Origin of the sequence: Maribacter litopenaei, from assembly GCF_025244665.1 — a bacterium.
Lineage (GTDB): Bacteria > Bacteroidota > Bacteroidia > Flavobacteriales > Flavobacteriaceae > Maribacter > Maribacter litopenaei.
Genome location: NZ_CP104205.1, coordinates 3,174,022 through 3,198,248, shown reverse-complemented (window position 1 = coordinate 3,198,248; position 24,227 = coordinate 3,174,022). Strand labels below are relative to the sequence as shown.

Below are 24,227 nucleotides of genomic sequence, written 5' to 3'. Positions count from 1 at the left end.
TACCTGTGTTTATATTTTAAGAAAGCCTTCCAATATTTTAATATACAAATCTATGCCTTCTTCTATTTCCCTCACGTAGATAAATTCATCTGCCGAGTGCGATCTTGTACTGTCGCCAGGGCCTAATTTTAAGGACTGACAACTCAATGCAGCTTGATCGGATAGGGTAGGTGAACCATAGGTTGTTCTCCCCGAGTGATTCCGAGATTTTACCAAGGGATGGTCTTTATCAATCCGAGAAGAGTTCAGTTTAAGACCTCTTTCCTGTAATTCACATGGAGCTTCTTCCTTTAATAAATCTGCGATTTCCTTATTGGTATATTGGTCGTTCACCCGAACGTCTACCACCAAGTCTACTTGGGAGGGGACTACATTGTGCTGACTACCGGCATTTATTTGGGTTACGGTCATTTTTACATCTCCAAGTGCTTCGGAAGTCCGATCAAAAGAAAAGTTTTTAAACCACTGTAATACCTCAATTGTGTTGTAGATGGCATTGTTATCATTGGGATGGGCAGCATGGGATGGCGTGCCTTTTACCACGGCGTCAAAAACCACAAGCCCCTTTTCCGCAATGGCCAACTGCATAAGCGTTGGCTCCCCTACAATGGCCACATCAATTTTAGGAAGACTAGGTAAAAGTCCGCGTAAACTGTTCTCTCCAGCACTCTCCTCTTCGGCAGAAGCGACCATTAAAACATTATGGTTTAGATTTTCGGCATGATAAAAATAGGTGAATGTAGCCAATAGGGAGACCAAACATCCTCCAGCATCATTACTGCCTAGCCCATATAATTTACCTTCCTCTATGTGCGGGTGAAAAGGATCTTTGGTATAAGCTTGATTGGGTTTTACGGTATCGTGATGAGAATTCAATAATAAAGTAGGTTTGGAATCGTCCCAATACTTGTTTTTCGCAAAAATATTATTGTGAATCCTCTCAAAGGGAATATCAAAACCTTTGAACCAATTCTCCAAGGCTGTGGCCGTACCTTCTTCCTCCCCTGAGAACGACTGAATGGAGATTAACTCCTTAAGTAATTCTATGGCCTTTTCCGTAAGTACTTGCTGATTCATTTTATAAGGTTAGGGTTGTAAACAAGGTATTGTTTTTATCCAACATATTCATATTTCCCAAACAAACGGTGGTCACCTTATTGTTGAGGGCATGAAAACAGTTTTCCAGTTTTGGAAGCATGCCGTCCGCAATAATACCTTCATTTAGAAGTTCCTTGTATTTTTTCGTGTTTATATTTTTTACCACTGAAGTATCATCAGATACATCCATTAATACACCCGGTTTTTCAAAACAATAGTAAAGTGTCGTGGCATAGATATTGCCCATACCAATGGCAAGTTCTGAAGCTATGGTATCCGCATTCGTGTTCAGAAGCTGACCTTCCCCATCATGGCTCATGGCACAAAACACAGGTGTAAGACCAGAAAAAATCAAGTTGGAAATAGTTGTGGAATTCACACCATCAATATCCCCTACAAAGCCATAATCGATTTCCTTGACAGGTCTCTTGTGGGCTTGGATACTATTACCATCAGCACCGCTTAAGCCAATGGCATTGCATTGATTGGCCTGTAACTGGGCAACGATATTTTTATTGGTAAGCCCCGCATAAACCATGGTAATGACTTCCGGAGACTCGGCATCCGTGATTCTGCGCCCATTGACCATTTTGGATTCGATTCCTAATTTGGAAGCTAAATGGGTAGCCAATTTGCCCCCACCATGCACTAAAATTTTAAGGCCTTCCAAGTTAGCAAACAGCTTTATGAATTTTTCCAGTTCGGTCTTATTTTCGATGACGTTCCCTCCAATTTTTACTACGGATAATTTTTCTTTCATCTTATGAGTTTATAATACCTCCGTCTATGGTCATTGCTGTTCCTGTAATCCAGGAAGCCTCTTCCGAAACTAAGAACAGGGCCAAATTGGCCACATCTTCAGGGGTTCCCAATCGTTTTAGTAAGGTAGCTTGTGCCGCTTTTTCAACGGCTGTATCTCGGATTCTCAAAGGCTTTGGCAGATTCCCACAGCAACCGTGTATCCACAGGACCGGGGCAGAGGGCATTTACTCGAATCTCGGACCATATTCTACAGCCATTTGTTTCATTAGTGCTAAAGACCCAGCTTTTGATGCGCAATAGGCCGGGTGATTGGGAAAACTTTTAAATGCAGCAATGGAAGCGTTAATTAATATATTTCCTTTGGTATTTTGCAATTGTGGAATGGCATATTTGCACAAATAAAAAATGGAACTTAGATTGGTATCCATTGTTTTTTGCCAGTTCTCAGGGGATAGTTCCACTATATTACCCAAACCAAGAATTCCGGCATTCAGGGAAACAACGTCCAAAGTTCCAAAATGAGAAATTGCAGATGTTACCAGCCTTTCATTGTAACTAATGTCACAAACATTACCACCAAAAAAAATAGCATTTTTTAAGCTTGATGCTAACTTTAATCCACGTTCCTCGTCCCTGCCGGATAAAATTAATTTTGCACCGTGTTCTGAAAATTTTCTAGCAATGGCCTTTCCCATGCCACTAGTGGCACCGGTAACTATACAAACTTTATTTTTCAGCTTTAGTTCGGTCAAATTTAGAGGCTTTCCAATATTTTCTTTAAAACGATTTGTGCGGAATATGTCCTGTTATTTGCCTGTTCAATGACCAGGCTCTGATCGCTATCCAATACGGCATCTTCCACAACTACATTTCTTCTTACCGGGAGACAATGCATAAATTTGGCCGATCCCAATTTCTCTTTGGTCATCATCCAGTTAGGATCCTGAATTAAAATTTTACCATAATCTTTATAACTACTCCAGTTTTTAACATACACAAAATCTGCATTTTCCAAAGCCTTTTTTTGATCGTATTCAATAGTTGCATTTTGGGTAATGGCTTCATTAAGTTCATACCCCTCAGGATGGGTAATTACAAAATCGGCTTCCTGTAAACCCATCATTTCTACAAAAGAGTTGGCAACAGCGTGCGGTAATGCCTTTGGATGTGGAGCCCATGACAGTACAACCTTTGGTCTTGCCTTTGTATTTTGTTCGTCCAAGGTAATGGCATCTGCCAAGGCTTGTAAAGGGTGGCCAACCGAACTTTCCATATTTACAACGGGAATGCTGGTGTATTTTTTAAATCCGTTTAAAACCACTTCAGCTTCATCCTGTTCTTTGTCAGTTAATGAGGGAAATGCCCTTATGGCTACAATATCGCAGTATTGGGAAACGACCTGGGCAGCCTCCTTAATATGCTCCGACGTGTTTTGATTCATGATGGTTCCATCCCCGTATTCCAAGGCCCATCCTTCGCTCCCAAAGTTCATCACCATGACATCAAGCCCTAGGTTCATCGCAGCTTTTTGTGTACTTAAGCGTGTTCTAAGACTGTTGTTAAAGAATAAAAGACAAATGGTTTTATTGGCCCCTAGATTCTTATCGGCTTTCGGTTGGGATTTCAATATCCTTGCTTCTTTGACCCACTCGGAAAGATTGTCTATGTCCTTAATGGATAAATAATGCTTCATATGTTAATTTTTGTAAAGTTCGATATACCCGCAATGGCATCTGAAATAAAATTGTCTTGGAGTCCGTTCACGATCCAAGTTTCAATATTGGCCTTTTTGGCTATTCCGGCAGCCTGCATTTTGGATTCCATTCCTCCAGTTCCATGGGACGATTTCTCAACGCTAATTTCTTTTTCCAGTTCACTGATGTCATTTACTTCCAATATCGTTTTTGGCGTTGGGTCCTGAATGGTTTCCTTAAGGTAGATACCATCTGTATTTGTAGCAATGATTAATAAATCCACGTCAAGAAGGCTGGCGGTCAACGCGGCAAGTTTGTCGTTGTCGCCAAATTTAATCTCATCCGTTGCTACAGTATCATTCTCATTGATAATGGGTATGAAATTATTTTCAACCAGTACGTTAATCGTGTTTTTTATGTTCTCTTTGGATTCCGGTTTTTCAAAATCCGAGTAGGAAAGCAAACATTGAGAAGTAAACAGGCCTAGTTCTCGAAAATTTTCCTGAAAAATCCGCATAAGGTGGGGTTGACCTATTGCGGCCAAAGCCTGTTTCACCGTGATCTCCCAGCCATTATGTTCCAATTTTACGAATTGCTTGGCAGCCGCAATAGCACCGGAACTTACAAGTATAAACTCATAGTCATTCTTTAGTTTGGCTATTTGCCTACCTATATCCTCAATCTTACCTCTCGGAAATCTGGTCTGTTTCCTTAGTAAGTGTATTGGATCCAACTTTGAGCAAAATTCTTTTTTTGGACATATTATTTGATTTATCCATCGGCCATTTATCTTATCTCGCCATTTCCCCTAACATACCATTTATTGGTCACTAGATGTTGAAGGCCTATGGGGCCACGTTGATGTAATTTATCAGTACTAATGGCCAATTCCCCACCAAGACCAAACTCACCGCCATCCGTAAACCTCGAAGAGGCGTTGTGATATACTGCCGCAGAATCCACTGCCGTCATGAACTCCTCTGCCTTTTCTTCATTATTGGTAATAATAACTGCCGAATGTCCTCCGCCGTAGGTGTTTATGGTCTTTACCGCCTCTTCTAAATCAGGTACCTGCCCAATCAAGATTTTATAATCCAAAAACTCCTCGTACCAAACTTTTTGGCCATCCATCAAGGAAGTTCCCTCCAACCCTTCCAATTTGGCATCCGTTAAAATTTCTACATTATGTTTTTTAAGTGATTGAATAAGATGTTGTAAAAACTCCTGTTTTCGTGGCAAATCCCTTGAAACAAGGACTTTGTCAAGGGCATTACAAGCAGAAATTTTGGATGTTTTCCCATTGACTATTATATCTAAGGCCATTTGCAAATCGGCATCAGTGTCCACATAAACAAAATTGTTACCTCTACCACTTACTATAACCGGACAGCTAGCATGTTCTTTTACAAAGGCAATCAGTTTTTCACCCCCACGAGGAACAATTAAATCCAGTTTTTGTGGGGGATTTTCCAAAAATGCTTGGGTTTGGGAACGATCAAACTGTAAATAGGTAACCCATTCCTTAGGGCAGTCATGTTCTGCTAGGGCCTTATGCCGAGTTCTACAAGAAAAAGATTGCTATTCAGGGATTCTTTACCACCCTTTAATAAAATTTTGTTTCCTGATTTGAAGGCAATTCCAGCCGCTTCAATGGTTACATCGGGTCTTGACTCATAGATAATTAGAATGGTGCCAAAGGGAGCTGTCTTGTTGCTTACTTTGATTCCGTTTTCGTGGGTGAATGAAAATCGCTCAATACCTAAAGGGTCCGGTTCTGAGGCTAATTTTTCCAATGATGAAATCATTCCCCGTATTTTGGCATCATCCACTTTTAATCGGTCGCCCATGGCCAAATCCGCCCCATCATAACTATCCATATCCGTTTTATTGGCGGATAATAATTTTGGTTTTTCGATTGCAATCAAGTGTGCCATCGATTTCAAAACGGAGTTCCTTATTTTTAAATCTAACTGTTTACTCAATGTAATGCTGCTTTTAATGCCTCGAAAAATGTGTCGATATCCTTTTCGGTAATATTTAGTGCCGGAAGAATGCGCAACACGTATTTATCTTTGGCACCACCCGTAAAAAGGTGATAATCATAAATCATTTTTTTTCTTAACGATCCCACTTCAAAATCAAATTCCGGACCCAACATCAAGCCTCTACCTTTAACTCTTTTGACCTGAGGGATTTCCTTGGCTTTTCTATTAAAATAGACCCCAAGCTTGGCTGCATTTTCTATCAAGTTTTCATCTTCAATGACTTCCGGAACTGCCAAGGACGCTGCGCATGCCAAATGGTTGCCACCGAAGGTAGTTCCTAACAAGCCATGACTTGCTTTTATATCTTCATGGAGCAGAATGCCACCTACGGGAAATCCATTCCCCATGCCCTTTGCAATACTTATGATATCAGGTTCTATATTATGGTGTTGAAAGCCAAAGAATTTGCCACTCCTGCCATAACCTGATTGTACTTCATCTGCGATGAGTACTACCTTATGTTCTTTACAAAGAGAGGCTATGTTTTGATAGAACGTAGTTGATGGTTCATCTAAACCACCTACTCCTTGAATCGCTTCGATAATGACCGCACATACATCTCCTTTATTGAGTTCCATTTCTAAGCCATCGGAATCATCCAAAGCCAAAAAAGTAACCTGTTGTTGTTTGTTTATGGGCGCATTTATAGAAGCATTGTCCGTTGCCGCTACAGCCGCCGAGGTTCTTCCATGAAAACTATTTTTAAAAGCGACTATCCTAGAATTTCCGGTAATAAAGGAAGCCATTTTCAAAGCATTTTCGTTCGCTTCCGCCCCGGAGTTGCATAGGAATAGATTATAGTTTTCGCAGTCGGAAAGTTTCCCCAATTTCTGTGCTAATTCTTCTTGTATCGGATTTTGAACCGCATTACTATAGAACCCGATCTTATCCAATTGATCCTTTATGCGCTTTACGTAATGGGGATGCGAATGGCCGATGGAAATCACGGCATGTCCACCATAAAAATCCAAATACTCTTGTCCTTTATCATCTGTAACTACGATTCCTTTAGCGGAAACAGGTGTTACATCATACAATGGGTATACGTCGAATAGTTGCATCGTTTTTACTTCTTTTTGAACTCGGTTATTTTATCATAGGAAGCTACAATGCCCTGTATAAGTGAAGAACTTAAACCTTGGTGCTCCATTTCATTCAATCCTTGTATGGTACAGCCCATGGGTGTAGTCACTCTATCTATTTCTTCTTCCGGGTGATTGCCGGACTCTATCAGTAATTGGGCAGCTCCATTACAAGTATGCATAGCCAGTTCTTGAGCGTCTTTAGCATCAAAACCTAACTGAATGGCTCCTTGTGTGGTGGCACGTATCAAACGCATCCGTAAAGCGATACCACTGGCACAGATTACCGTGGCCGCCTGCATTTGGGATTCCGGAATTTCCATAGAATAACCCATTCGATTAAAAATAGCTTTGGCCAAATCAATGCGTTTTTTGCCTTTCTCGTTGCTGCAGATACAGGTCATGGATTGTCCTACGGAAATGGCGGTATTGGGCATACTTCTAATAATATAGTGATCGGCGCCAATTACCGCTTCGATTTTATAAATTTCAAAACCTGTGATGGTGGAAATAATGACATGGTTATCCGTCAACAAATCCTGTACACTTTCCAGGATCCCTGCAAAATGACCAGGTTGCACAGCAAATATCAAGATATCACATTTCGCTACTGCCTCCCTATTATCTGAAGTTACCGTAACATTGCCATATTTTTCATATTCTGAAATGGACTTTACGTTTCTTTTGGTCAGGTACATACTAGTGGCCCCATTGCTATTCAGAATTCCTTTTGCTATGGATAGCCCCGGATTACCCGCACCTATGATTGCTATTTTCATTGTCTTGTTGTTTATTTTTTATGTCGACCACATTCTAATTAAAAAGAGTAACTGAGCGCAGTCGAAGTTAAAAAACACTTGCTTTTAAATTCAATCCTAGATTCTCTTCCAAACCTAACATCAAATTCATATTTTGAACCGCCTGGCCGAAGCTCCTTTTAATAAATTGTCGATAGCCGATGTTACCAAAAGGGTATCATTATGTTTGTGCAAATGGATATGACAATTATTGGTGTTCACCACTTGCTTTAAGCTAATGGGTTCTTCTGAAATATGGGTAAAAATGGCATCGGAATAATAGCTTTTAAACAATTCCTTTGCATCTTCTAAAGACCCATGGAAATCTGTGTAGGCCGTAGCTAGAATTCCTCTAGTGAAATTTCCACGGTTGGGAAGAAAAAATAGCTCCCCAACATTTTCTTGAAGTGATTTTAGGCTCTCATTAATCTCCCCAAGATGTTGATGGGTAAAAGGTTTATACCAACTTACGTTATTGTTTCGCCAACTAAAATGTGAAGTATCGGTTGGGCTTATCCCGGCGCCCGTGCTACCTGTAACGGCATTGACATGTATCATATCCGATAACTTTCCGGCCTTGGCCAATGGCAAAAGTGCCAATTGAATCGCTGTAGCAAAACATCCCGGATTGGCGATGTATTGTGCATATTCAATATCGGAAGTATTCAATTCAGGTAAACCGTACACAAATTGCTTTCCATTGAAATTGGCATCCGCCTGTAATCGAAAGTCATTGCTTAAATCAATGATAATGGTCTTTTCCGAGAATTCATTTTCCAATAAAAACTTTGAGGAATTTCCATGTCCCAGGCAAAGAAATACGACATCTACCTCTAAATTTACCGTTCCGGTAAACCGGATTTCTGTCATGCCTAAAAGGTCGGGATGTGCGGTAGACAAATCTTTTCCTGCTCTTGTTGTGGAATAAACAAAATCGATTTCTACCGCAGGGTGGTTCAATAATATCCTTACAAGTTCTCCACCGGTATACCCCGAACCTCCAATAATACCAGCTTTAATCATTGCCTTGATTAACATGGTTGTATATTTTGCCCGCGTTGGACTGAATTTTAATAAAGCCCTTGGCTTCCTCTGCTGTCCAACCCTTGTTCATTTCACCATAGCTTCCAAAGGAAGCGTTCATTAGGTCATGTGGTGATGAAATGCCATTTAACCTAAATTGGAAAGGATATAAACTAACAAATACATCGCCGGAAACCGTTTTTTGGGTATCGGTCAAAAAGGCCTCGATATTTCGCATCACGGCATCCAAGTAATGCCCCTCGTGTAGTAGCATACCATAGAAGTTTCCTTGTTGTTCCTTTTGAAACTGTTGCCATTTGGATAAGGTATGTTTTTCCAATAGATGATGTGCCTTAATGATGATCAAGGCAGCAGCTGCTTCAAAGCCCACTCTACCCTTTATTCCAATGATGGTATCTCCCACATGAATATCCCTACCAATGGCATACTTTGATGCCATGGCCTCTAATTTTTCAATATTGTTTACAGGGTTGTCCGTTATACCATCTATGGCCACCAGTTCCCCTTTCTTAAAGGTCAAGGTTACATCTGTTGGGGTCTTTTCCTCCAACTGGCTTGGATATGCACTATCAGGGAGGGCTTTTTGCGAAGTTAAAGTTTCCTCTCCTCCTACGGATGTTCCCCAAAGGCCCCTGTTGATACTATATTTAGCCTTTTCCCAAGGGTAGTCGACTCCATTTTCCTGCAAATATTTGATTTCAACTTCCCGGGCCAATTTGTTGTCACGTATGGGGGTGATGATTTCTATTTCAGGAGCTATGATCTGAAAGATCATATCAAAACGCACCTGGTCGTTGCCCGCACCGGTACTACCATGGGCTATATATTTGGCCCCTATTTTCTTGGCATGGTTAACAATCTCTATAGCCTGTACAATACGTTCGGCACTCACCGAAAGCGGGTAGGTATTATTCTTAAGGACATTACCGAAGATGAGGTACTTCACCACTTTGTCATAAAAAGTCTGCACGGCGTCAATGGAGGTGTAGGAAGAGGCACCCAGTTCAAGGGCCTTCTTTTCAATATTCTTGATTTCTTCCGCTGAAAACCCGCCTGTATTTACACTTCACTGCGTGGACCTCAAATCCTTTTTCCTTCGATAAATATTTGGCGCAATAGGAGGTGTCCAAACCACCACTGTATGCTAACACTAATTTCATTTCTAGTTACTTTATTTTCCCAATAATGTTGGGATATTATGATTACTTATATTCTTTTTTAAAAAACAGGGCTTCCTTGATACTTTTTAATCGTTTAAAAGATTTGCTGCTTATTTCTTTCTTCTTCTTGTCTTTTTCCTTTCGTTCGGGGTCGTACAACATTCCGGTACACAGACACATTTTACGCTCTGTACGGGTTAAAATATCAAAGTTTTTACAAGTTTGGCATCCTTTCCAAAATTCAGGGTCATCCGTCAGCTCGGAAAAGGTAACCGGTTGGTAACCAAGTTCATAATTGATTTTCATCACTGCCAATCCAGTGGTAATACCAAATATTTTGGCATTGGGGAATTTCTCCCTACTGAGCTCAAAAATCCTACCCTTTATGGCTTTTGCGAGTCCGTGACCCCTATAATCCGGGTGTACGATCAATCCTGAATTGGCCACGAATTTTTCATGGCCCCAAACTTCAATGTAACAGAACCCCGCAAATTTATCCCCGTTCAATGCTATAATGGCATTTCCGTTGGACAACTTTTTCTGAATATATTCCGGAGTGCGTTTTGCTATACCTGTTCCCCGAATCTTTGCAGATTCAGCTATAGTATCACAGATAATCTGCGCGTATTTGAAGTGTGATTCGTTAGCAACAACTAGCTTCATTGCTATAATTTATGATTAAAAAAGAAATAAAAATAAGATTTTGCTCGTGCGGAAATGGACTCACCTAATTCCAATAAAAATATACAACCCTTACGGGCGACTACGGCGAGATACGAACGGACTAATGGGAGTACTGATACTCGTAGAAATCAAAATGTAATTGTTCTCGTTCATTATGAGAGTAAAAGTACAAATTAATTCGGACCAATCTAAAAGACGGGGCAATTTTTACAAAAAGCTTACTTTTTGTTAAGATGAGCAAAAATTCTGTAGCCTATAAAGCCTAAGACTACGGTATATTCCAACCCTAATAAAAGTAAATTCTCCTTATTGTCCACTTGTGAGTAAGCAAAATAACTAAGCACAATCATTCCTGTCCATATAACCGGAAATTTATAGGAATTAAAGATTCCTAATAGAAGAATGGGGATGATATACCAAGGGTGTACCGTGGTAGAAATCATGTAATACAGAGTGAGCAGCCACATCATAGAGGACATGAGTACCAATAGTTCCTTGTTGTTTCTTTGTATGGTTAAAAATAAGGCCGTTCCCAATGTCACATATGGAACTACTTTTCCATAGTCTTTTATGAACTCCCAAGGTCTTTCACCCATTGAAACAGCAATATGTTTTATAACATTATAGAATCCGGCATTAAATTCGAAGTTTGTAAACCAAAGCCCTACAGTTTGTGAATAATTCGAGAAAAAAGCTGGACTGTAAAAAGGTATAAATAAAAGGATGGAGGCTGTTCCAACAATTAGATAAAAAAATAGGCTTCTTTTTAAGCCGAAGTATTTTAAAAATAAAGGCATGAAAAGTAGGGGCACCAACTTTACCGAAATTGAGCAGGCCATAATAACCCCCGCCAGTTGCCATTTGTTTTGGGATATCAGATAGAGTGACCATACCGTAAAGAATAGCATAATTCCCTCAAAATGTAGGTTGCCCGTAAGTTCTACGATGACCAATGGGTTCAAGAAATACCAACAGATAAGATGGGGCGACCGGTTGAGTTTTTTCAATAGTTTACGACCGAAGTAAAAGATGCCTAAATCGGCAAGAATGACCGTACCCCTTAAAACTATGATAGATCCCAGGATGGATTTTCCACCCAAAAGGGCGGCTAAGGCGAAAAACAATTGATGGAGCGGCGGGTAACTGCTATAATGTTTTGCACTAAGACTACCCATGCCCTGATACAGTTCTTGTGCATTGGCGATGGGCAATTCTGGATTTTCCATCAGGGTGTTTGGAACTTCTAAATAAGGGTTCAAAAAATGGATGATCAATTGGCCATCCCATATAAAACGATAAAAATCCTGTGATAAATGGGGTTCGAGGGGAATAAATATGAGTCTCGCCGTAATACCGGTAACAAGAAGAAACCGATAGTTCCATTTTTCAAATTGGATGAGTTTCCAACAAAAAAAGAAGAGTGCCGCAAAAAGTGTAAACAGCTTTACATAGTCCGTCCGTTCCAACTGATACGCCGGAGCATAATAAAATACAAAGGAGAACAGCGCAAAAAGTAGGGGCAGTCTATGAAGTTGAAGATACGTGGTTAACCTTCCGGGCACGTTGTTTAGTTTGGTTGAACAAGCACACTAATTTAACGGATTATTTCAACTTCAAAATTATCCAGATCAATTAGAAAATGAAAAATAGTTTACTTGAATTCTTTTACATTATCGCCCAGATCCAGAACGGTGGCACCTTCCAACAGTTTTTGGAGCAAACTACTCCCGGCCGCACTTCTATAGCCCCCTGCACAGTGCACCACAATGGGCTTGTCCAAAGGTATTTCTTTATACGTTTTCCTAAGTTCATTTAGCGGGTGTGCCAAAGCATCTTCAAAAAGGTCCCTTCATTGATTTCACTTTGATTACGAATATCCACAATGGTATAACTCGATGGATTCTTCTTGAAATCGGACAGGTCTAAAGCGCTACTTTTTACCAATGCGTTATTATCCACAGTCAAAACAGAATTTAACTGACTTTCATAGCCAATTTTAGAGACCCTATCCAAGATAGCCTCCAAATCATAAGGATTATCAATGACTATATGGAATATTTCATTTGGTTCCACTATGAACTCCAGCCATGTTTCAAATTTATCACTTGGGGAATTTGCCTGTATGTTAATGCTTCCGGGTAAATGGCCATTTTTAAAATCCGTCTCATTTCTTGTATCCACCAAAAGTCCTTTCTCGGAAGAATTGAATTTAAAAGCAACCTTGGCATTCGATTTTCGTACATTTTTTGCCCCTGCTTTGTTGATGTCCACATTAAATCCAAAATAGGAAGGAATAAATGGTTGACTATCCAACAAATAGTTCACAAACTCCTCTTTGGACTGTTTCTTAAAAGCCCAATTGCCCATACGTTCATTTCCAAGGGTACTGCTCTTGTCAGAACTTAAATTTTTTCCACAAAGGGAACCTGCTCCATGTGCTGGATAGACTAAGGCGTCGTCTGGTAGATCTTTAAATTTGTTCTGTATGGTATCATACATCATTTCTGCCAATTCTTGACGCTTGGCTTTCATTTTTCCCGCTTTTTCCCTTAAATCAGGTCTTCCCACGTCTCCAATAAACAACGTGTCTCCAGTAAAGAGGGCCGTTTTATTTTCACTTTTGGCCATTATGGTAATACTATCGGGCGAATGTCCCGGTGTATTGATGGCAGATAGCATTACCGTACCCAGGATTAAGGTGCTTCCCTCGTCAAAGGATTGATGTGGGTACTCCGCCCCTAATTTTTTGCTATTGTAAATAGTCGCTCCTGTTTCCTCATGAATTTGAAGGTGGGAACTTACAAAATCGGCATGAGGGTGGGTTTCAAATACTGCCACAATTTTGGCCCGATGTTCATGGGCGAATTTATAATACTGTATTGGGTCCCTTTCAGGATCGATTATTGCCATTTGTCCATCGCTAACAATGGCATAGGAATAATGGGCTAAAGGGGAATATTCAAATTGTTTTATAATCATTGGGTTAAGATTTCTGTTATTAGAGTATTATGTCCCTATAAAATAAGGGATGCTATAAAAATAGACAGTAACCCAAGTTACATAAAGCCTCATTTAACTATAGTTTTAACCTCAATACATTTTGGTTTTCCGTAATGAAGTTGATAAGGTTATTTCAATGCCGATACCTTTATAGTCCACACATAATCACTAGGAGGGTTTTTACGGATGGATTTTGGTATTTCCGCTACGAAACCTCCTTCTTTTGGAGTCCATTTTAAAGAGTCTTTATATCCCAAAAGTGTAACTACACTACCTTCAGCAGGTTGGTGTGATTTTAAGGTAATACTTTCGGGCATTTCAGTTTCTCCTTCCTTAGCCAAGTATAGGAAATAGGTGATCCCATTATCTTGTTGTGTCATACAGATATTATCCTCTTTGAATGGGGCCAGGGTATGGCTGTTGTAGATTGCTTCACTGTTTATATCCATCCACTTCCCATATTCCTGTAGCAAATTATAGGCACCTTCGTCCCATTCCCCTTCGGGGAGGGGGCAATGTTAAGTAATAAGTTTCCTCCTTTGGCCACGATATCCACCAACATCTGTACGCCCTCTTTACCCGTCATGTATTTGGAATCAGGCGTGTAGGATCATCCATCACCAGTTATGATGCAGGATTCCCAAGGATAGGGAAGTTCCTTTTCGTGACCCTGTTTTCCGGTGTAAGGTAATTTTGGTTTTTTCCATATACGGCACGATCCACGACTATAAGTCCGGGTTGTTTTTCACGGGCCTTGGTTACCAATTCGTCCATACGGATGTCTTGTGAGACCATTCTGTGTTTTATAAATCCATTGCCTGAGGTGTTCTCGGCAAACTTCTCCGCATAGTTTTCCTCCGGATTTTGTTGGTCCTTTTTTTACCCATCCTCCATCTAGCCAAATAATGTCCACTTTGCCATAATCCGTCAGCAATTCCAGTAGCTGGTTATGTGTAAATTGCACATATTTTTCCCATTTTTCGGGATATAAGGATGGGTCATAGTTTACATTTCTGTCCTGTGGTGGAAAATAGGGATCCCAGTAGTTTTCATGATGCCAATCCGGTTTGGAAAAGTAGGCGCCTACCCACATGTCGTTGGCTCGAAATGCATCGAATATTTCCTTGGTGATGTTTGCCTTGGGGTTGTCGCTGAAGGTGCATTCCGGATCCGTTACTTTATAATCGGTGTATTTGGAATCGAACATGGAAAACCCATCATGGTGTTTTGTGGTAAACACCACATAGCGCATGCCGGCATCCTTTGCGGCTTGTGCCCATTTGTCAGGGTCAAATTTTACGGGATTAAAGGTCTTTTTAAGGTCCTCGTATTCCCTTTTGTAGACAAAATAGTTCAGGGGTCGCTACCTTTGGTACGTTCACACCAACCGTAATCCTCCGGACAGATGAACCATGATTCCACAATGCCCCATTGGCTATAAGATCCCCAATGCATGAGGAGACCAAATTTAATATCCTGCCATTGGTCCAGTTTTTCCAGCACCAACGGGTCTGTTTCCGGAACATAACGTTCGTCTTCCAAAATAGCTTGGGGGAATATGGTGCTTACACTTATAAGGAATCCAAAAAGAAGTAGTTGTTTTTTCATTAGTTGAATATAGTTGGTTTCAACTTGGTTTTTAAGGACGTAATCCCAAGTTTTATTTCCGGAAATATAGCAAATCTAAATTTCAATTTTTACTTGATAGGCCAAGTACAAACATCCAAGAATAAACAATAGATTTATCAGCGCTCTTAGCGGCCATTGTAAGTTAGAATAATCCAATTTGAGCCAATTGGTCAGCAAAACGAAGCAGCCCATAAAGAAAAACCATGGGGTAAAAAGTAGAATTATTTTACTCCTTACCATTATGATGATGACATCATGCACAAACCCACAAATGATAAAAGTAAGTAAGAGGGACGGTGCCGCCGGGAGTATTTTCTTTAAGGGTTTAAATATGAACTTCCCCAAATAGTAGCTCCAAATAGGATTCCAGTATTTCCAAAATGTTGAGAACTTTCCTGCACCCAAAGAACGAGTCAACATATTTTTGAGTGAATCTTTATGTCCCAAGGGTACTCCGTTCCTTTTCTCTATATAGCTGGATAAATTCATTTTTTCACCAATGGTATTGGGTATAAAACTCTAAAAACGGTTTTAAGATTCTTTTCCTTTTTCTTTTGCTATTGATTGTTACGAGTTACAAATTGTTCTGAATTTACTACTTTTCGGCAAGGTATGGTAGGGATAGTTAGAACCTATATACTGAAATAGTCAACCTAAACCAATCTTTATGCATCTCCTAAAACGTGAATACCCTTTTTTACTATTAGTAAGTCTTGTTCTTTTTTTCAATTGTCAAGCTCCTAAAGAAAAACCGGCATTGACTAATATAAAGTCCATTCAGGCCTTTACGGACCTCACCTGGTATGGACAGAAGTTGGTGCGGGTAGATATTGTGTATCAAGAGAATGTAGACCTAAATAATGCGTCCCCGTAAATGTATATCCTAATGGATCGGGGTTATGCCAATCCAGATTTTGCGACCGCAATCATAGATTCGGTTTCGGTAAGCGATCAAAAGGTTTCATTGTACATTACCCAGGATACTGAAGCTTCTGTGGATAACGTTGTCAATTACATAGGTGATAATGCCCAGGGATCTCGGACCAAAAACCCAATTGGGCTTATGGCTACCGGGCCATGGTACCGCGCTGTGGATGGCACCATCTATTTTGGGGAGGAGAATGAGGGCGATTATAAAGCCGGACCTGTAAACGATGGCTATCAAACACGTGAATCCTTGGAGTTAAAATTGTTCCATAAGGGTGAAACTTTGGAGAATGCAGCAAGTCTCGGCCAATGAAATGGGAAGTTACGATAGCGAAGGGCTATGGTTGCCCACGGTACATAATAACTATGGGGAGCATGGCTTTCAAAGTTTTGAAACCCTTGGAATCCAGGTTCCTACCACGGCGACAGATGGTGATAAATTTGTTAAGGGCTGGGCCTATTTCCCTCCGCATTTTGAAGCAGGACGGGCTGAAAAGTATCCCTTAATCATTACCATAACTGGTTACGGTACCTCTTACTGGAAAATGGAGGATGGCACAAATAATTTTGGTACAGGACTGAACTTTGACGGATCCGGATTTCGGTGGATGGATAACGGTGCCATCGTATTCAATATCCACGATCGTAGCCATACAGGGGGTGAAGATTACAAGTTTTATGAGGATGATTACAATGTGATCCATCATTTTATTAAAAACTATAACGCAGACCCAAAGGCGATAACCCTTACCGGTAATTCTAGGGGTACTATTGCCATCAACACCATTGCCTCTGCCTACCCGGGACTGATAAACACTCTAATACTTAACAATGGCTTCATGGGAGGGGGCATTGCCGGAAAAGCCATGTTCGAGGGTACTTGGACAGCGACCGAATGGGAGAATGCCGCCAAAAACGGATTGAAAATGTGGATTTTTGATGGTGAGCTGGATACCAATAATCTTGCAAATTATCAGAAACCCCAGGAAGTGTATAAAGCTGCGGGATGGTCCGATGCATGGGTCGCCGATAATATTCGATTGACCGAGTTTCCAACCCATCTGTATCACTATTGGGGAGAAACGGACCACTCCACTACCAAAATGACCTATTGGTATTTCTTTGACGAACCCTACTATGAATCCGATGTTACCATTAAAAAAGGGGAACTCGTCTATAATACCAAGCTTGCGCCAGGGGATACATACCAATTAAAAGGCCGATTGATTGACGGAACCTACAACAAGGAAGGTTTTAATTATACCATTTATGAAGACACCCTAAAGGATTGGGTTCTTTCCGAACCTACGAAACTAAGTAGGGTTTAAAATGGCCATATTGCCAATATGATTTTAGATTTTTTTGGCGATTACGGTTACCTCTGGATCTGTAATTTTTAAAGACGTTACGGCATTATTTTCCGTTTCAAAACTAATGGTTACGGATGGAGTGCCATTATAAATAAAAGTATTCTCTCCAGTTTTATACAATCCACCTCCAAAGCCACCTATGGGCCCTAAGGAAAGTAATTTCCGCATGTTTACACCTACGGTGAAACCTTCTTTTTCCCCGTCCCCGTATTTATAATCGCCAATGTATTTTTGTTGCTCTTCAGGAGTAACTTCTATATAGGAATCACCCCCAGCATTTCCCAAATTAGCGAGATAGTCTATCGTCCGTTCCAAATTCTCTATCTCGGTATTGGACATTTCGTTTTTCATTCGTTCCCCCGCGTAGGCATGATCCAAAAGGCTGATGCCATGGGGCCCCATAGTTTTTTCTATCCCCGGATTGGCTTCTATGGATGCCTTTACCACATTTATATGTCCTAACATGGCAAAGGTGAACAAGGTGGCTCTTGCGCCTTTTTCCATAAGGTATTGTGCGATGTCCCTTCTGCCCACATGGGATGCCGCTCCAATGGCCGATTCAAAATCCCCAAACCGCCATTCCCACACCGATCGGGAAAGCTCCGGTCTTTTATCCACCAGTTGTTTTACACGTTCCAAATCGGAGTGTGACTTGCCCACTACCTCAGAAATAATTTCCGGGGGAATATTGGGATAATGTTTTGGAATATCCAAGCTTTTGGATAATTCCTGTTGCTTAACAAAGGGCTCCTTTGACATTGATAGGCCAGGTAAGGTTAATCCAAGCAAACTCAAAGAATAGGTTTTTAATGCTACGCGTCTGTTCATTCGGTGATTTTTATTTGGTCATTGAGTTCCAGTAGTTTTTTTATAAAAGTTTCGTTCGTATCTCGGACTTATATAAATTTCATTGTATTGATCATATTTAACAATGAGTCCCTTTCTCGGATGTGGCGGGTCTGAAACCTATCCGGAGTGTTCTGCCCTTTACGATTTCCGTGATTCTATCAATGCTTATTTTCCCATTAAATGATCCGCTTCTATACAACAGACCATTTTCTTTGGATAACTCATAGTTGGTTCCAAAATAGAGCCAAAAGAGAAAGATGACCGTGAATCAAAATCAATACTGGTACCCAATATTCGTCTTTTTCCATTTCCCCTTTTGCGATTCCCGCAAAGGTTACCCCAATAAGAAGTGCATTTGTTCCCAGGATTAAGATACTGAATAATATGTCTTTTTTGCTTTTGAATTTCATTTTAGATGTTTTCAAATTACAAAATAGACGAATTGTCCATTTAATGTATTGGCTTCACCTTTTGTTTTTTAAGGTCTACTTTTTTGATTTTCTTTTTGTCCAATTCTAAATAGCTGAAAACTTGTAGTCATTCCAAAAGGACCAATTAAAATCCGTCCAATAAACAAAGGAGATAGGTGTTTTTGTTACCGGCAACTAGTAACATTTGAAAAGAACCCAATTAAAATCACAGGGAGTTTTGAACTTGGCCGTTAATTTTCTTATTTGATAAGCCAAATAAATTGCTGTTATGCAAAATAAAAAAGGTGGTTTTCTACTCGAAAGAAAGCCACCTTATTTTTAGATTTTTTTACTGCTAGCATTTACCCCTTTTTCATTGGGCATGTTTTTATTCCAAAGGGAGCGTAGAGAGGACAGAAGCTTATAAGGCTAGTTAGCACAAATACACCTGCAAGCACCAAAAGTACGATGCCCAATGTTCCTGTTATTACATTCGTATAATAAAGAGCTGCAATGATTGCTGCGATAATCACTCTAATTATTCGGTCGGCATTTCCCATGTTTTTTTTCATAATGGATAATTTTTTAGTTTGACAAATATGGAACCAAAAGAACCAATCCTGTTATCATCGCAATGCAAGTCAAACAAACAAGCAAAAAAGGTATTATTTTCTTTTTCATGATTCTTTATGTCAAATGTATCGACCCTTTTTCACCTGTGCAGTGACCAAAGTCACCACTACAAGATTTCAATACCGTTTGCAAGTTGTTTTACCAAGTTTTCCGTTTCCAATTTCTTCATGGTTCGGCTAATTACCTCCCGTGCTGTCCCTAATTCATCGGCTATTTGTCTATGGGAAAGTTTTAAAGGGTTGTTGTTCGTCACTCGAACCTTTTCTTTTAAATAGTCCAATAAGCGCTGATCCATTTTATCGAAGAGCACATGGTGAATGGTGTCCAGTAATTCGCTATATCGCAGATTATATTGCTGAAAGAATAAAGTGTTTATGTCAGGGAACTGATTGATCCAGTCAGATACCTTGTCCACTGGCAATAACAGGGCCGTAGTGTCCTCTTCGGTTATGGCGAACACTTTGCTGGGTTCGTTTTTTAAGCTGGCAGAAAAGGACATGATGCAGCTTTCCTTGGGCCTTATGTAGTACAATAGCAGTTCTTTGTCCTTATGTCTCGTAAAAACCTTAATGAGTCCTTCCAATACTATGGGGATCACTTTTACGTATTGTCCCTCCCTTAAAATTTCATTATCCTTTGGAATTTCTTTAATTATTGCCGATGCTGATATTTCTGAAACCAAATCCGGGCTCAAATAATGGAGTGCCTGTGTAATTATAGTCTTTTCTGTCATTTTTGGTTCTACCTAGCGTTTGCAGCCTTACTAAATTCAGTAACTATTTTTAAAGGACATGCCAATGGATGGTAGCATGGATATTTATGGGAATATAGTTAAAAACGTATAATCCGCTACCTAAGAGGTAATTGTAAAATCCTACTTTTTATTGTTTCTACCTTGTAGTAATCACATATTGCGCAAAGCGGGTCATGGGTCTTGTTGCGTTATCCTTTACTTCAAGGTTGACTAAAAACGTATCTCCTTTCTTGGCGTCTTTTGGGATGGTGAATTCCGTGTTCCAGCCAGATTCTGATGAAACCGATAAACCTTCCGCCTTGCCTTCCTTGTACGTACAGGAGAAAGCGGGTACCCACCATGTCGCCGTAAGCTCATTCCCATCCGGATCTGTGGCGGTACCGGAAAGCGATACTGTTCGACCAGGTTTGGCACTTAAATCCAGTGTTTCTGCACTTACGATTGGCGCATGGTTGCAATTTTCAGGTTCTTCTATTGCCCAATCGGCACGGGCCGCTAGTTCCTCCCACATGATAATGGTATAACGATCACTTTCATGGAAAGACGCAGGTTCCGGGTTAGGTCCAAAATTGAATCCTCCGACCCTGTTCGTAATTTCAGTACGCAACCCTATGTCTATATAGGAGGCACAACCGAATTGGCAGATGCTCCAGTCATTGGGTTTAAAATCCGCCCGCTCAAAAGTCTTGAGGGCATCCGATTCCCAACCCAGTTCGGCGGATTTTGCCCAGTTCATTTAGGTGATCAATCCGTAGTTGTAGATAATCGGTTCGCCGTAAATGGCACGGCCCTCACCCATCAACCAAATTTCACTAGGTAGTTTCCCATGCCCTTTTTTGTAAGCGTCCAAGATGAAATCGGCATGGAGATAGGGCTGCAGTTCATCGGCTACTCGTCCGGGGGAATTATAGCTGGCCGCAAAGAAGGAACCATGACTAAAGAAGCCCTGACCATAGCCCAAATCCTGCAAACCGGGGAACATCTCGTCAATCTTGTTATCGGCGCGGCAATTGTCCTCGCCACTACCTCGAAAACGAACCTTAGCTACTACTTTTTCTAATACTTTTTCCCATTCCGGGGTTCCATGGTATTGCTCATAGATTGAATACAGTGCACGTACCGTCGTATTGATACCGCCCCAGTGTTGAATGTGTAGCGGCCGCATATCATCTTCCATGATGAGGTCCTCGATCAATTTGGAACCTTCGGTTTCAAAACGGTAATCACCCTCAAATTCAATATTGCCTACTTTAGAGATACTTCTAATGTATTCCGGAGTAGGGTAGTTGGGGTTGTTTTTGCTCATTAATTGGTAATCTGCTTCATAATAATCCACGATACTCCCCAACCAAGTAGGGTCTACAGGTCGATACTCGGTGAGATCCGCTGCCGACTCTACCCGATGTTCGCAATGCTGGGTATTGCACCTAAAATTAGGGGTAATCTCACCTAGCGTATGCTGCCCGTTATCACCATTAAAATGGTACATGCCCGAGGATCCATACGATACCGGCAAGGTCATACTGATCCGCATACATAAGGCTTAGGATAAGCCCGTTCATGTCGTCAATTTCCAAGTCTGTGGTAATGATTATACGTTCCTGTTTGCTCTTGTCCACTTTAGCGGCCCAATTTTCCTGTGCAAAGCATTGCGTTCCAACGGTTACGATTAAAAAGAGGGTAAAGATGGATGTGGCGAATGGCACTATGTTTTTCATGATATGGTTGGATTGTTATCTGAATTAAAGGGAAATATAATGAAAAACTTAGTAGTAGATGTGATTGATAATTTACTTATTATTTAGAGGGGAGACGATTGTATTAAAAAATCTATAAATCCATATTGTCTTATTAAAGTACACGTAATTTAGTTTTTCAACTTAATGTACCTTTGAAAATTTTGTGAGTAGTTTTTAATAACTTTTTTTGATTGAGAAGGTACTTTTTATAATTTCGAAAGCGAAAACAAAACAAGTACCATGTTAAGCGTAAAAGAAGTTTCTGAAATCCTTCAAATTACCCCCCAGCAAGTTCGAAATTTATGCCGAGATGGAAAGGTAAAAGCTGAAATGGTCGGGAAATCATGGATAATTAATGAAGCTGATTTAGATGAATTTTGTTCTTCAACAAGTGCGGGTGTTGCGGAGGATCAACTTTTTTACGGTTTGGGTACACCAAAAAAATCAGATAAACCTATTGCAATTAGTTTTTTTAGCGGAGCTATGGGTATGGATATCGGACTTGAGCAAGCAGGTTTTCAAACACTCTTCGCTAGTGAAATAGATAATGCTTGTAGAAAGACAATTGTAAAAAATAGACCTGAGATTGCATTGGTAGGAGATATTAGAGAGTTTTCACCTGAAACTGTTCGGGAGATTTCTGGACTGAATAAAACAGATGAAATAGACCTTGTTGTTGGAGGTCCGCCATGCCAAGCTTTTAGTACTGCAGGTAATCGGAAAGGATTTGAAGACGAAAGAGGAAATGTTTTCCTTTCGTTTATTGATATGGTTATTGGGCTTAATCCGAAGTATGCTGTTATAGAAAATGTCCGTGGACTTTTATCCGCCCCTCTTAAGCATCGACCACATAATCAAAGAGGTGAGGGATTTCCAAATTTGACGGTTGATGAATTACCCGGAGGTGCTCTGCACGAAATATTAAATAGACTTGAAAATGCGGGTTATGCAGTAAGTTTTAATCTATACAATGCTGCCAATTTTGGAACCCCTCAAAAACGAGAGAGAGTGGTGATAATTTGTTCAAGAGATGGTATTAGACCACCATATTTGGAACCAACTAATTCTGAGAATTCCAGTTTTGGTTTACCGAAATGGAAGACATTTAAACAAGCTGTGAAAAATCTTCTTCCTGAAAATGCGGAGCATATAGCTTTTCCTGAAAAAAGATTAAAATATTATCGATTATTGAAATCAGGAGAGAATTGGAGAAATTTACCAGATGATTTGCAAAGAGAGGCGATGGGCAAATCCTATTTTTCTCGGAGGTGGTAAGACTGGTTTTTTAAGAAGACTTCATTGGAATAAGCCTAGTCCCACCTTAGTAACTCACCCCGCAATGCCAGCGACAGATTTAGCTCATCCCGAGGAAAATAGGCCCTTAAGTGTTCAAGAATACAAAAGAATACAGGAGTTTCCCGAAGATTGGGATATTCAAGGTAGTATTCGCGATAAATATAAGCAGATTGGAAATGCAGTGCCCGTTGGTTTGGGAAGGGCAATAGGATTACATATTAGAAAACTTCTAAACGGAGACGAAATTTCAACTTTTGATGGATTTTCATATTCTCGTTACAAGCGTACAAATGATAAGGAATGGAAGATTGATTTCGAAAAATCAATTCAGAAGTTTGAGAAAAAGTACTCTCTTATTGAGGCTTAGCGTTAATCATTTTTGGTAGTTCCTTTGGAATTAAACTCAAGCAGTTTGTCCCAATCAATATCACCCATGTCAGTAAAGAATTCTTCCGTCAATTCTTTAGTGAACATATTTATTTTTTTCGCATAGGAAATTTCATAATCATCGTTTTTTTCGTGGGCAAGATGTCCAAGAGGTTCAACAATTTCTTTGTATAGTTCTTTATTACCAGATATGAACTCCCAAAATACTTGACCACAATATTTAAAATAATCACCTTTCTTTTTATAATGGTTACGGGGAGTTGTTTTGCCATAACAACATCCATTTACCGCTGTAACACTTATTTTGGCTCCGAAGTTTTTAATACCCTTCTTGCTGAATTAAAGTGGTCAACCATTTTTTTAATTTGACTGTCATTTCCCCAGTCCGATCCAGCATTTGATAGATACTATGAACCTTTCGTCAAGCTTGTTGAACTCTAAATCAATCCCTGGGATTCCTGATTTCCTTCCTCCATAAACTAAGCTATTAACGTGAATAGCAAGTCCTTCTAACCAATTTCCGAAAATCCCCTCTTCACTCGAAGATATATAGGCATCTACAATTGCTTTTATTAAATCTTGCGCCGTTAGAATGTTTTTGGCTTTAAATAAGTAAGGATTTTTTCTTTTAAGAACTGTCTTTAATTTGAGTCCTCCGAGCTTTTCTATTCTTTTAGAATGAAAATCTCCAATATTTTTCTCCACATATGTGGTGACATCCGCAATATTCAATTTATTCATATCAAAGTTTACTTTGGTGTCTTATTGTTGATTAGCTGCTGATTTAGCCAAATCTATAAAAATACAGCGATTATAAAATTCTAGCCTGCCAAATAATAAATAAATTAACAAAAAAAGGACGGCGAT

General features: G+C 40.0%; 26 protein-coding genes and 7 pseudogenes. 4 read left to right on the top strand and 29 right to left on the bottom strand.

Annotated elements, in window-relative coordinates; translation table 11 throughout:
- Positions 1–9: 9 nt before the first annotated feature.
- From NYZ99_RS17320 to NYZ99_RS17235, 18 genes and pseudogenes are all read right to left on the bottom strand, one after another.
- On the bottom strand, positions 10–1,077 hold the full coding sequence (locus NYZ99_RS17320) for a M20 family metallo-hydrolase (protein WP_260572466.1): 1,068 nt from the start codon (positions 1,075–1,077) through the stop codon (positions 10–12).
- 1 nt (position 1,078) lies between these two features.
- Entirely contained in the window at positions 1,079–1,858 is a 780-nt protein-coding gene (gene argB / locus NYZ99_RS17315; RefSeq protein WP_260572465.1) for an acetylglutamate kinase, read from the bottom strand.
- A 1-nt stretch (position 1,859) separates the two neighbouring features.
- Positions 1,860–2,555: pseudogene (locus NYZ99_RS17310) on the bottom strand (SDR family NAD(P)-dependent oxidoreductase).
- 59 nt (positions 2,556–2,614) lie between these two features.
- Complete coding sequence (locus NYZ99_RS17305; protein ID WP_260572464.1) at positions 2,615–3,553, bottom strand: Rossmann-fold NAD(P)-binding domain-containing protein; 939 nt, start codon at positions 3,551–3,553, stop codon at positions 2,615–2,617.
- Positions 3,550–4,315, bottom strand: a pseudogene (gene proB, locus NYZ99_RS17300) (glutamate 5-kinase). Before proB ends, NYZ99_RS17305 begins: the two are co-directional and overlap by 4 nt.
- A 25-nt stretch (positions 4,316–4,340) precedes the next feature.
- A pseudogene (locus tag NYZ99_RS17295) lies at positions 4,341–5,488 on the bottom strand (glutamate-5-semialdehyde dehydrogenase).
- A gap of 44 nt (positions 5,489–5,532) precedes the next feature.
- Complete coding sequence (locus NYZ99_RS17290; RefSeq protein ID WP_260572463.1) at positions 5,533–6,660, bottom strand: aspartate aminotransferase family protein; 1,128 nt, start codon at positions 6,658–6,660, stop codon at positions 5,533–5,535.
- A 5-nt stretch (positions 6,661–6,665) separates the two neighbouring features.
- Entirely contained in the window at positions 6,666–7,460 is a 795-nt protein-coding gene (gene proC, locus NYZ99_RS17285; RefSeq protein ID WP_260572462.1) for a pyrroline-5-carboxylate reductase, read from the bottom strand.
- Between the two features lie 67 nt (positions 7,461–7,527).
- Positions 7,528–8,501 (bottom strand): annotated as a pseudogene (gene argC / locus NYZ99_RS17280) (N-acetyl-gamma-glutamyl-phosphate reductase).
- Positions 8,494–9,682: pseudogene (gene argG / locus NYZ99_RS17275) on the bottom strand (argininosuccinate synthase). The pseudogenes argC and argG overlap by 8 nt, the downstream one beginning before the upstream one ends.
- A 42-nt stretch (positions 9,683–9,724) precedes the next feature.
- Entirely contained in the window at positions 9,725–10,345 is a 621-nt protein-coding gene (locus NYZ99_RS17270) for a GNAT family N-acetyltransferase (protein ID WP_260572461.1), read from the bottom strand.
- A gap of 239 nt (positions 10,346–10,584) precedes the next feature.
- Complete coding sequence (locus tag NYZ99_RS17265; protein WP_260572460.1) at positions 10,585–11,928, bottom strand: MptA/MptB family glycosyltransferase; 1,344 nt, start codon at positions 11,926–11,928, stop codon at positions 10,585–10,587.
- Between the two features lie 89 nt (positions 11,929–12,017).
- Positions 12,018–13,345, bottom strand: a pseudogene (locus NYZ99_RS17260) (MBL fold metallo-hydrolase).
- 149 nt (positions 13,346–13,494) lie between these two features.
- Complete coding sequence (locus tag NYZ99_RS17255) at positions 13,495–13,815, bottom strand: alpha-L-fucosidase C-terminal domain-containing protein (protein WP_260572459.1); 321 nt, start codon at positions 13,813–13,815, stop codon at positions 13,495–13,497.
- Complete coding sequence (locus tag NYZ99_RS17250; protein WP_260572458.1) at positions 13,806–13,952, bottom strand: alpha-L-fucosidase; 147 nt, start codon at positions 13,950–13,952, stop codon at positions 13,806–13,808. Before NYZ99_RS17250 ends, NYZ99_RS17255 begins: the two co-directional genes overlap by 10 nt.
- A 159-nt stretch (positions 13,953–14,111) precedes the next feature.
- Positions 14,112–14,723, bottom strand: a complete 612-nt coding sequence (locus tag NYZ99_RS17245) for an alpha-L-fucosidase (RefSeq protein WP_260575271.1) — start codon at positions 14,721–14,723, stop codon at positions 14,112–14,114.
- Positions 14,720–14,974 (bottom strand): alpha-L-fucosidase, encoded by a 255-nt coding sequence (locus NYZ99_RS17240; protein WP_260572457.1) that lies wholly within the window; start codon positions 14,972–14,974, stop codon positions 14,720–14,722. Before NYZ99_RS17240 ends, NYZ99_RS17245 begins: the two co-directional genes overlap by 4 nt.
- 75 nt (positions 14,975–15,049) lie before the next feature.
- Positions 15,050–15,484, bottom strand: coding sequence for a hypothetical protein (locus NYZ99_RS17235; RefSeq protein WP_260572456.1), 435 nt, complete (start codon positions 15,482–15,484; stop codon positions 15,050–15,052).
- A gap of 397 nt (positions 15,485–15,881) precedes the next feature.
- Here NYZ99_RS17235 and NYZ99_RS17230 point away from each other — a divergent pair, with 397 nt between their 5' ends.
- Both NYZ99_RS17230 and NYZ99_RS17225 read left to right on the top strand, forming a co-directional pair.
- Positions 15,882–16,235: a hypothetical protein gene (locus tag NYZ99_RS17230; protein WP_260572455.1), complete on the top strand. Its 354-nt coding sequence runs from the start codon at positions 15,882–15,884 to the stop codon at positions 16,233–16,235.
- Positions 16,213–17,250: an alpha/beta hydrolase gene (locus NYZ99_RS17225; protein ID WP_260572454.1), complete on the top strand. Its 1,038-nt coding sequence runs from the start codon at positions 16,213–16,215 to the stop codon at positions 17,248–17,250. The genes NYZ99_RS17230 and NYZ99_RS17225 overlap by 23 nt, the downstream gene beginning before the upstream one ends.
- Positions 17,251–17,274: 24 nt before the next feature.
- Here NYZ99_RS17225 and NYZ99_RS17220 read toward each other — a convergent pair whose 3' ends face one another.
- The 9 genes from NYZ99_RS17220 to NYZ99_RS17180 form a co-directional block, all read right to left on the bottom strand.
- Positions 17,275–18,120 carry a hypothetical protein gene (locus NYZ99_RS17220; RefSeq protein ID WP_260572453.1) on the bottom strand — a complete coding sequence of 282 codons (846 nt, stop codon included), beginning with the start codon at positions 18,118–18,120 and terminating at the stop codon, positions 17,275–17,277.
- A gap of 18 nt (positions 18,121–18,138) precedes the next feature.
- Positions 18,139–18,225 (bottom strand): hypothetical protein, encoded by an 87-nt coding sequence (locus tag NYZ99_RS17215; protein WP_260575270.1) that lies wholly within the window; start codon positions 18,223–18,225, stop codon positions 18,139–18,141.
- A complete protein-coding gene (locus NYZ99_RS17210; RefSeq protein ID WP_260572452.1) occupies positions 18,218–18,340 on the bottom strand; it encodes a hypothetical protein in 123 nt (40 codons plus the stop codon). The genes NYZ99_RS17215 and NYZ99_RS17210 overlap by 8 nt, the downstream gene beginning before the upstream one ends.
- Before the next feature lie 22 nt (positions 18,341–18,362).
- On the bottom strand, positions 18,363–18,551 hold the full coding sequence (locus NYZ99_RS17205) for a hypothetical protein (RefSeq protein WP_260572451.1): 189 nt from the start codon (positions 18,549–18,551) through the stop codon (positions 18,363–18,365).
- 362 nt (positions 18,552–18,913) lie between these two features.
- Positions 18,914–19,123 carry a YgaP family membrane protein gene (locus tag NYZ99_RS17200; protein ID WP_260572450.1) on the bottom strand — a complete coding sequence of 70 codons (210 nt, stop codon included), beginning with the start codon at positions 19,121–19,123 and terminating at the stop codon, positions 18,914–18,916.
- A 167-nt stretch (positions 19,124–19,290) separates the two neighbouring features.
- On the bottom strand, positions 19,291–19,917 hold the full coding sequence (locus tag NYZ99_RS17195) for a Crp/Fnr family transcriptional regulator (RefSeq protein WP_260572449.1): 627 nt from the start codon (positions 19,915–19,917) through the stop codon (positions 19,291–19,293).
- Positions 19,918–20,074: 157 nt separating this feature from the next.
- Positions 20,075–20,674, bottom strand: coding sequence for a hypothetical protein (locus NYZ99_RS17190; RefSeq protein ID WP_260572448.1), 600 nt, complete (start codon positions 20,672–20,674; stop codon positions 20,075–20,077).
- The gene (locus tag NYZ99_RS17185) at positions 20,675–21,427 is read right to left on the bottom strand and encodes a nucleoside hydrolase-like domain-containing protein (RefSeq protein WP_260572447.1); all 753 of its coding nucleotides are present in this window, start codon (positions 21,425–21,427) and stop codon (positions 20,675–20,677) included.
- Positions 21,414–21,656 carry a DUF1593 domain-containing protein gene (locus tag NYZ99_RS17180; RefSeq protein ID WP_260572446.1) on the bottom strand — a complete coding sequence of 81 codons (243 nt, stop codon included), beginning with the start codon at positions 21,654–21,656 and terminating at the stop codon, positions 21,414–21,416. The genes NYZ99_RS17185 and NYZ99_RS17180 overlap by 14 nt, the downstream gene beginning before the upstream one ends.
- Positions 21,657–21,917: 261 nt before the next feature.
- Here NYZ99_RS17180 and NYZ99_RS17175 point away from each other — a divergent pair, with 261 nt between their 5' ends.
- Both NYZ99_RS17175 and NYZ99_RS17170 read left to right on the top strand, forming a co-directional pair.
- Positions 21,918–22,952, top strand: a complete 1,035-nt coding sequence (locus NYZ99_RS17175; RefSeq protein WP_260572445.1) for a DNA cytosine methyltransferase — start codon at positions 21,918–21,920, stop codon at positions 22,950–22,952.
- Positions 22,900–23,340 (top strand): DNA cytosine methyltransferase, encoded by a 441-nt coding sequence (locus NYZ99_RS17170; protein WP_260572444.1) that lies wholly within the window; start codon positions 22,900–22,902, stop codon positions 23,338–23,340. Before NYZ99_RS17175 ends, NYZ99_RS17170 begins: the two co-directional genes overlap by 53 nt.
- Positions 23,341–23,543: 203 nt before the next feature.
- Here the strand turns inward: NYZ99_RS17170 and NYZ99_RS23035 are convergent.
- Together NYZ99_RS23035 and NYZ99_RS17165 are read right to left on the bottom strand one after the other, a co-directional pair.
- Positions 23,544–23,716: pseudogene (locus tag NYZ99_RS23035) on the bottom strand (PmeII family type II restriction endonuclease); the annotation flags it as partial.
- 16 nt (positions 23,717–23,732) lie between these two features.
- Complete coding sequence (locus tag NYZ99_RS17165; RefSeq protein WP_260572443.1) at positions 23,733–24,101, bottom strand: PmeII family type II restriction endonuclease; 369 nt, start codon at positions 24,099–24,101, stop codon at positions 23,733–23,735.
- Positions 24,102–24,227 lie beyond the last annotated feature (126 nt).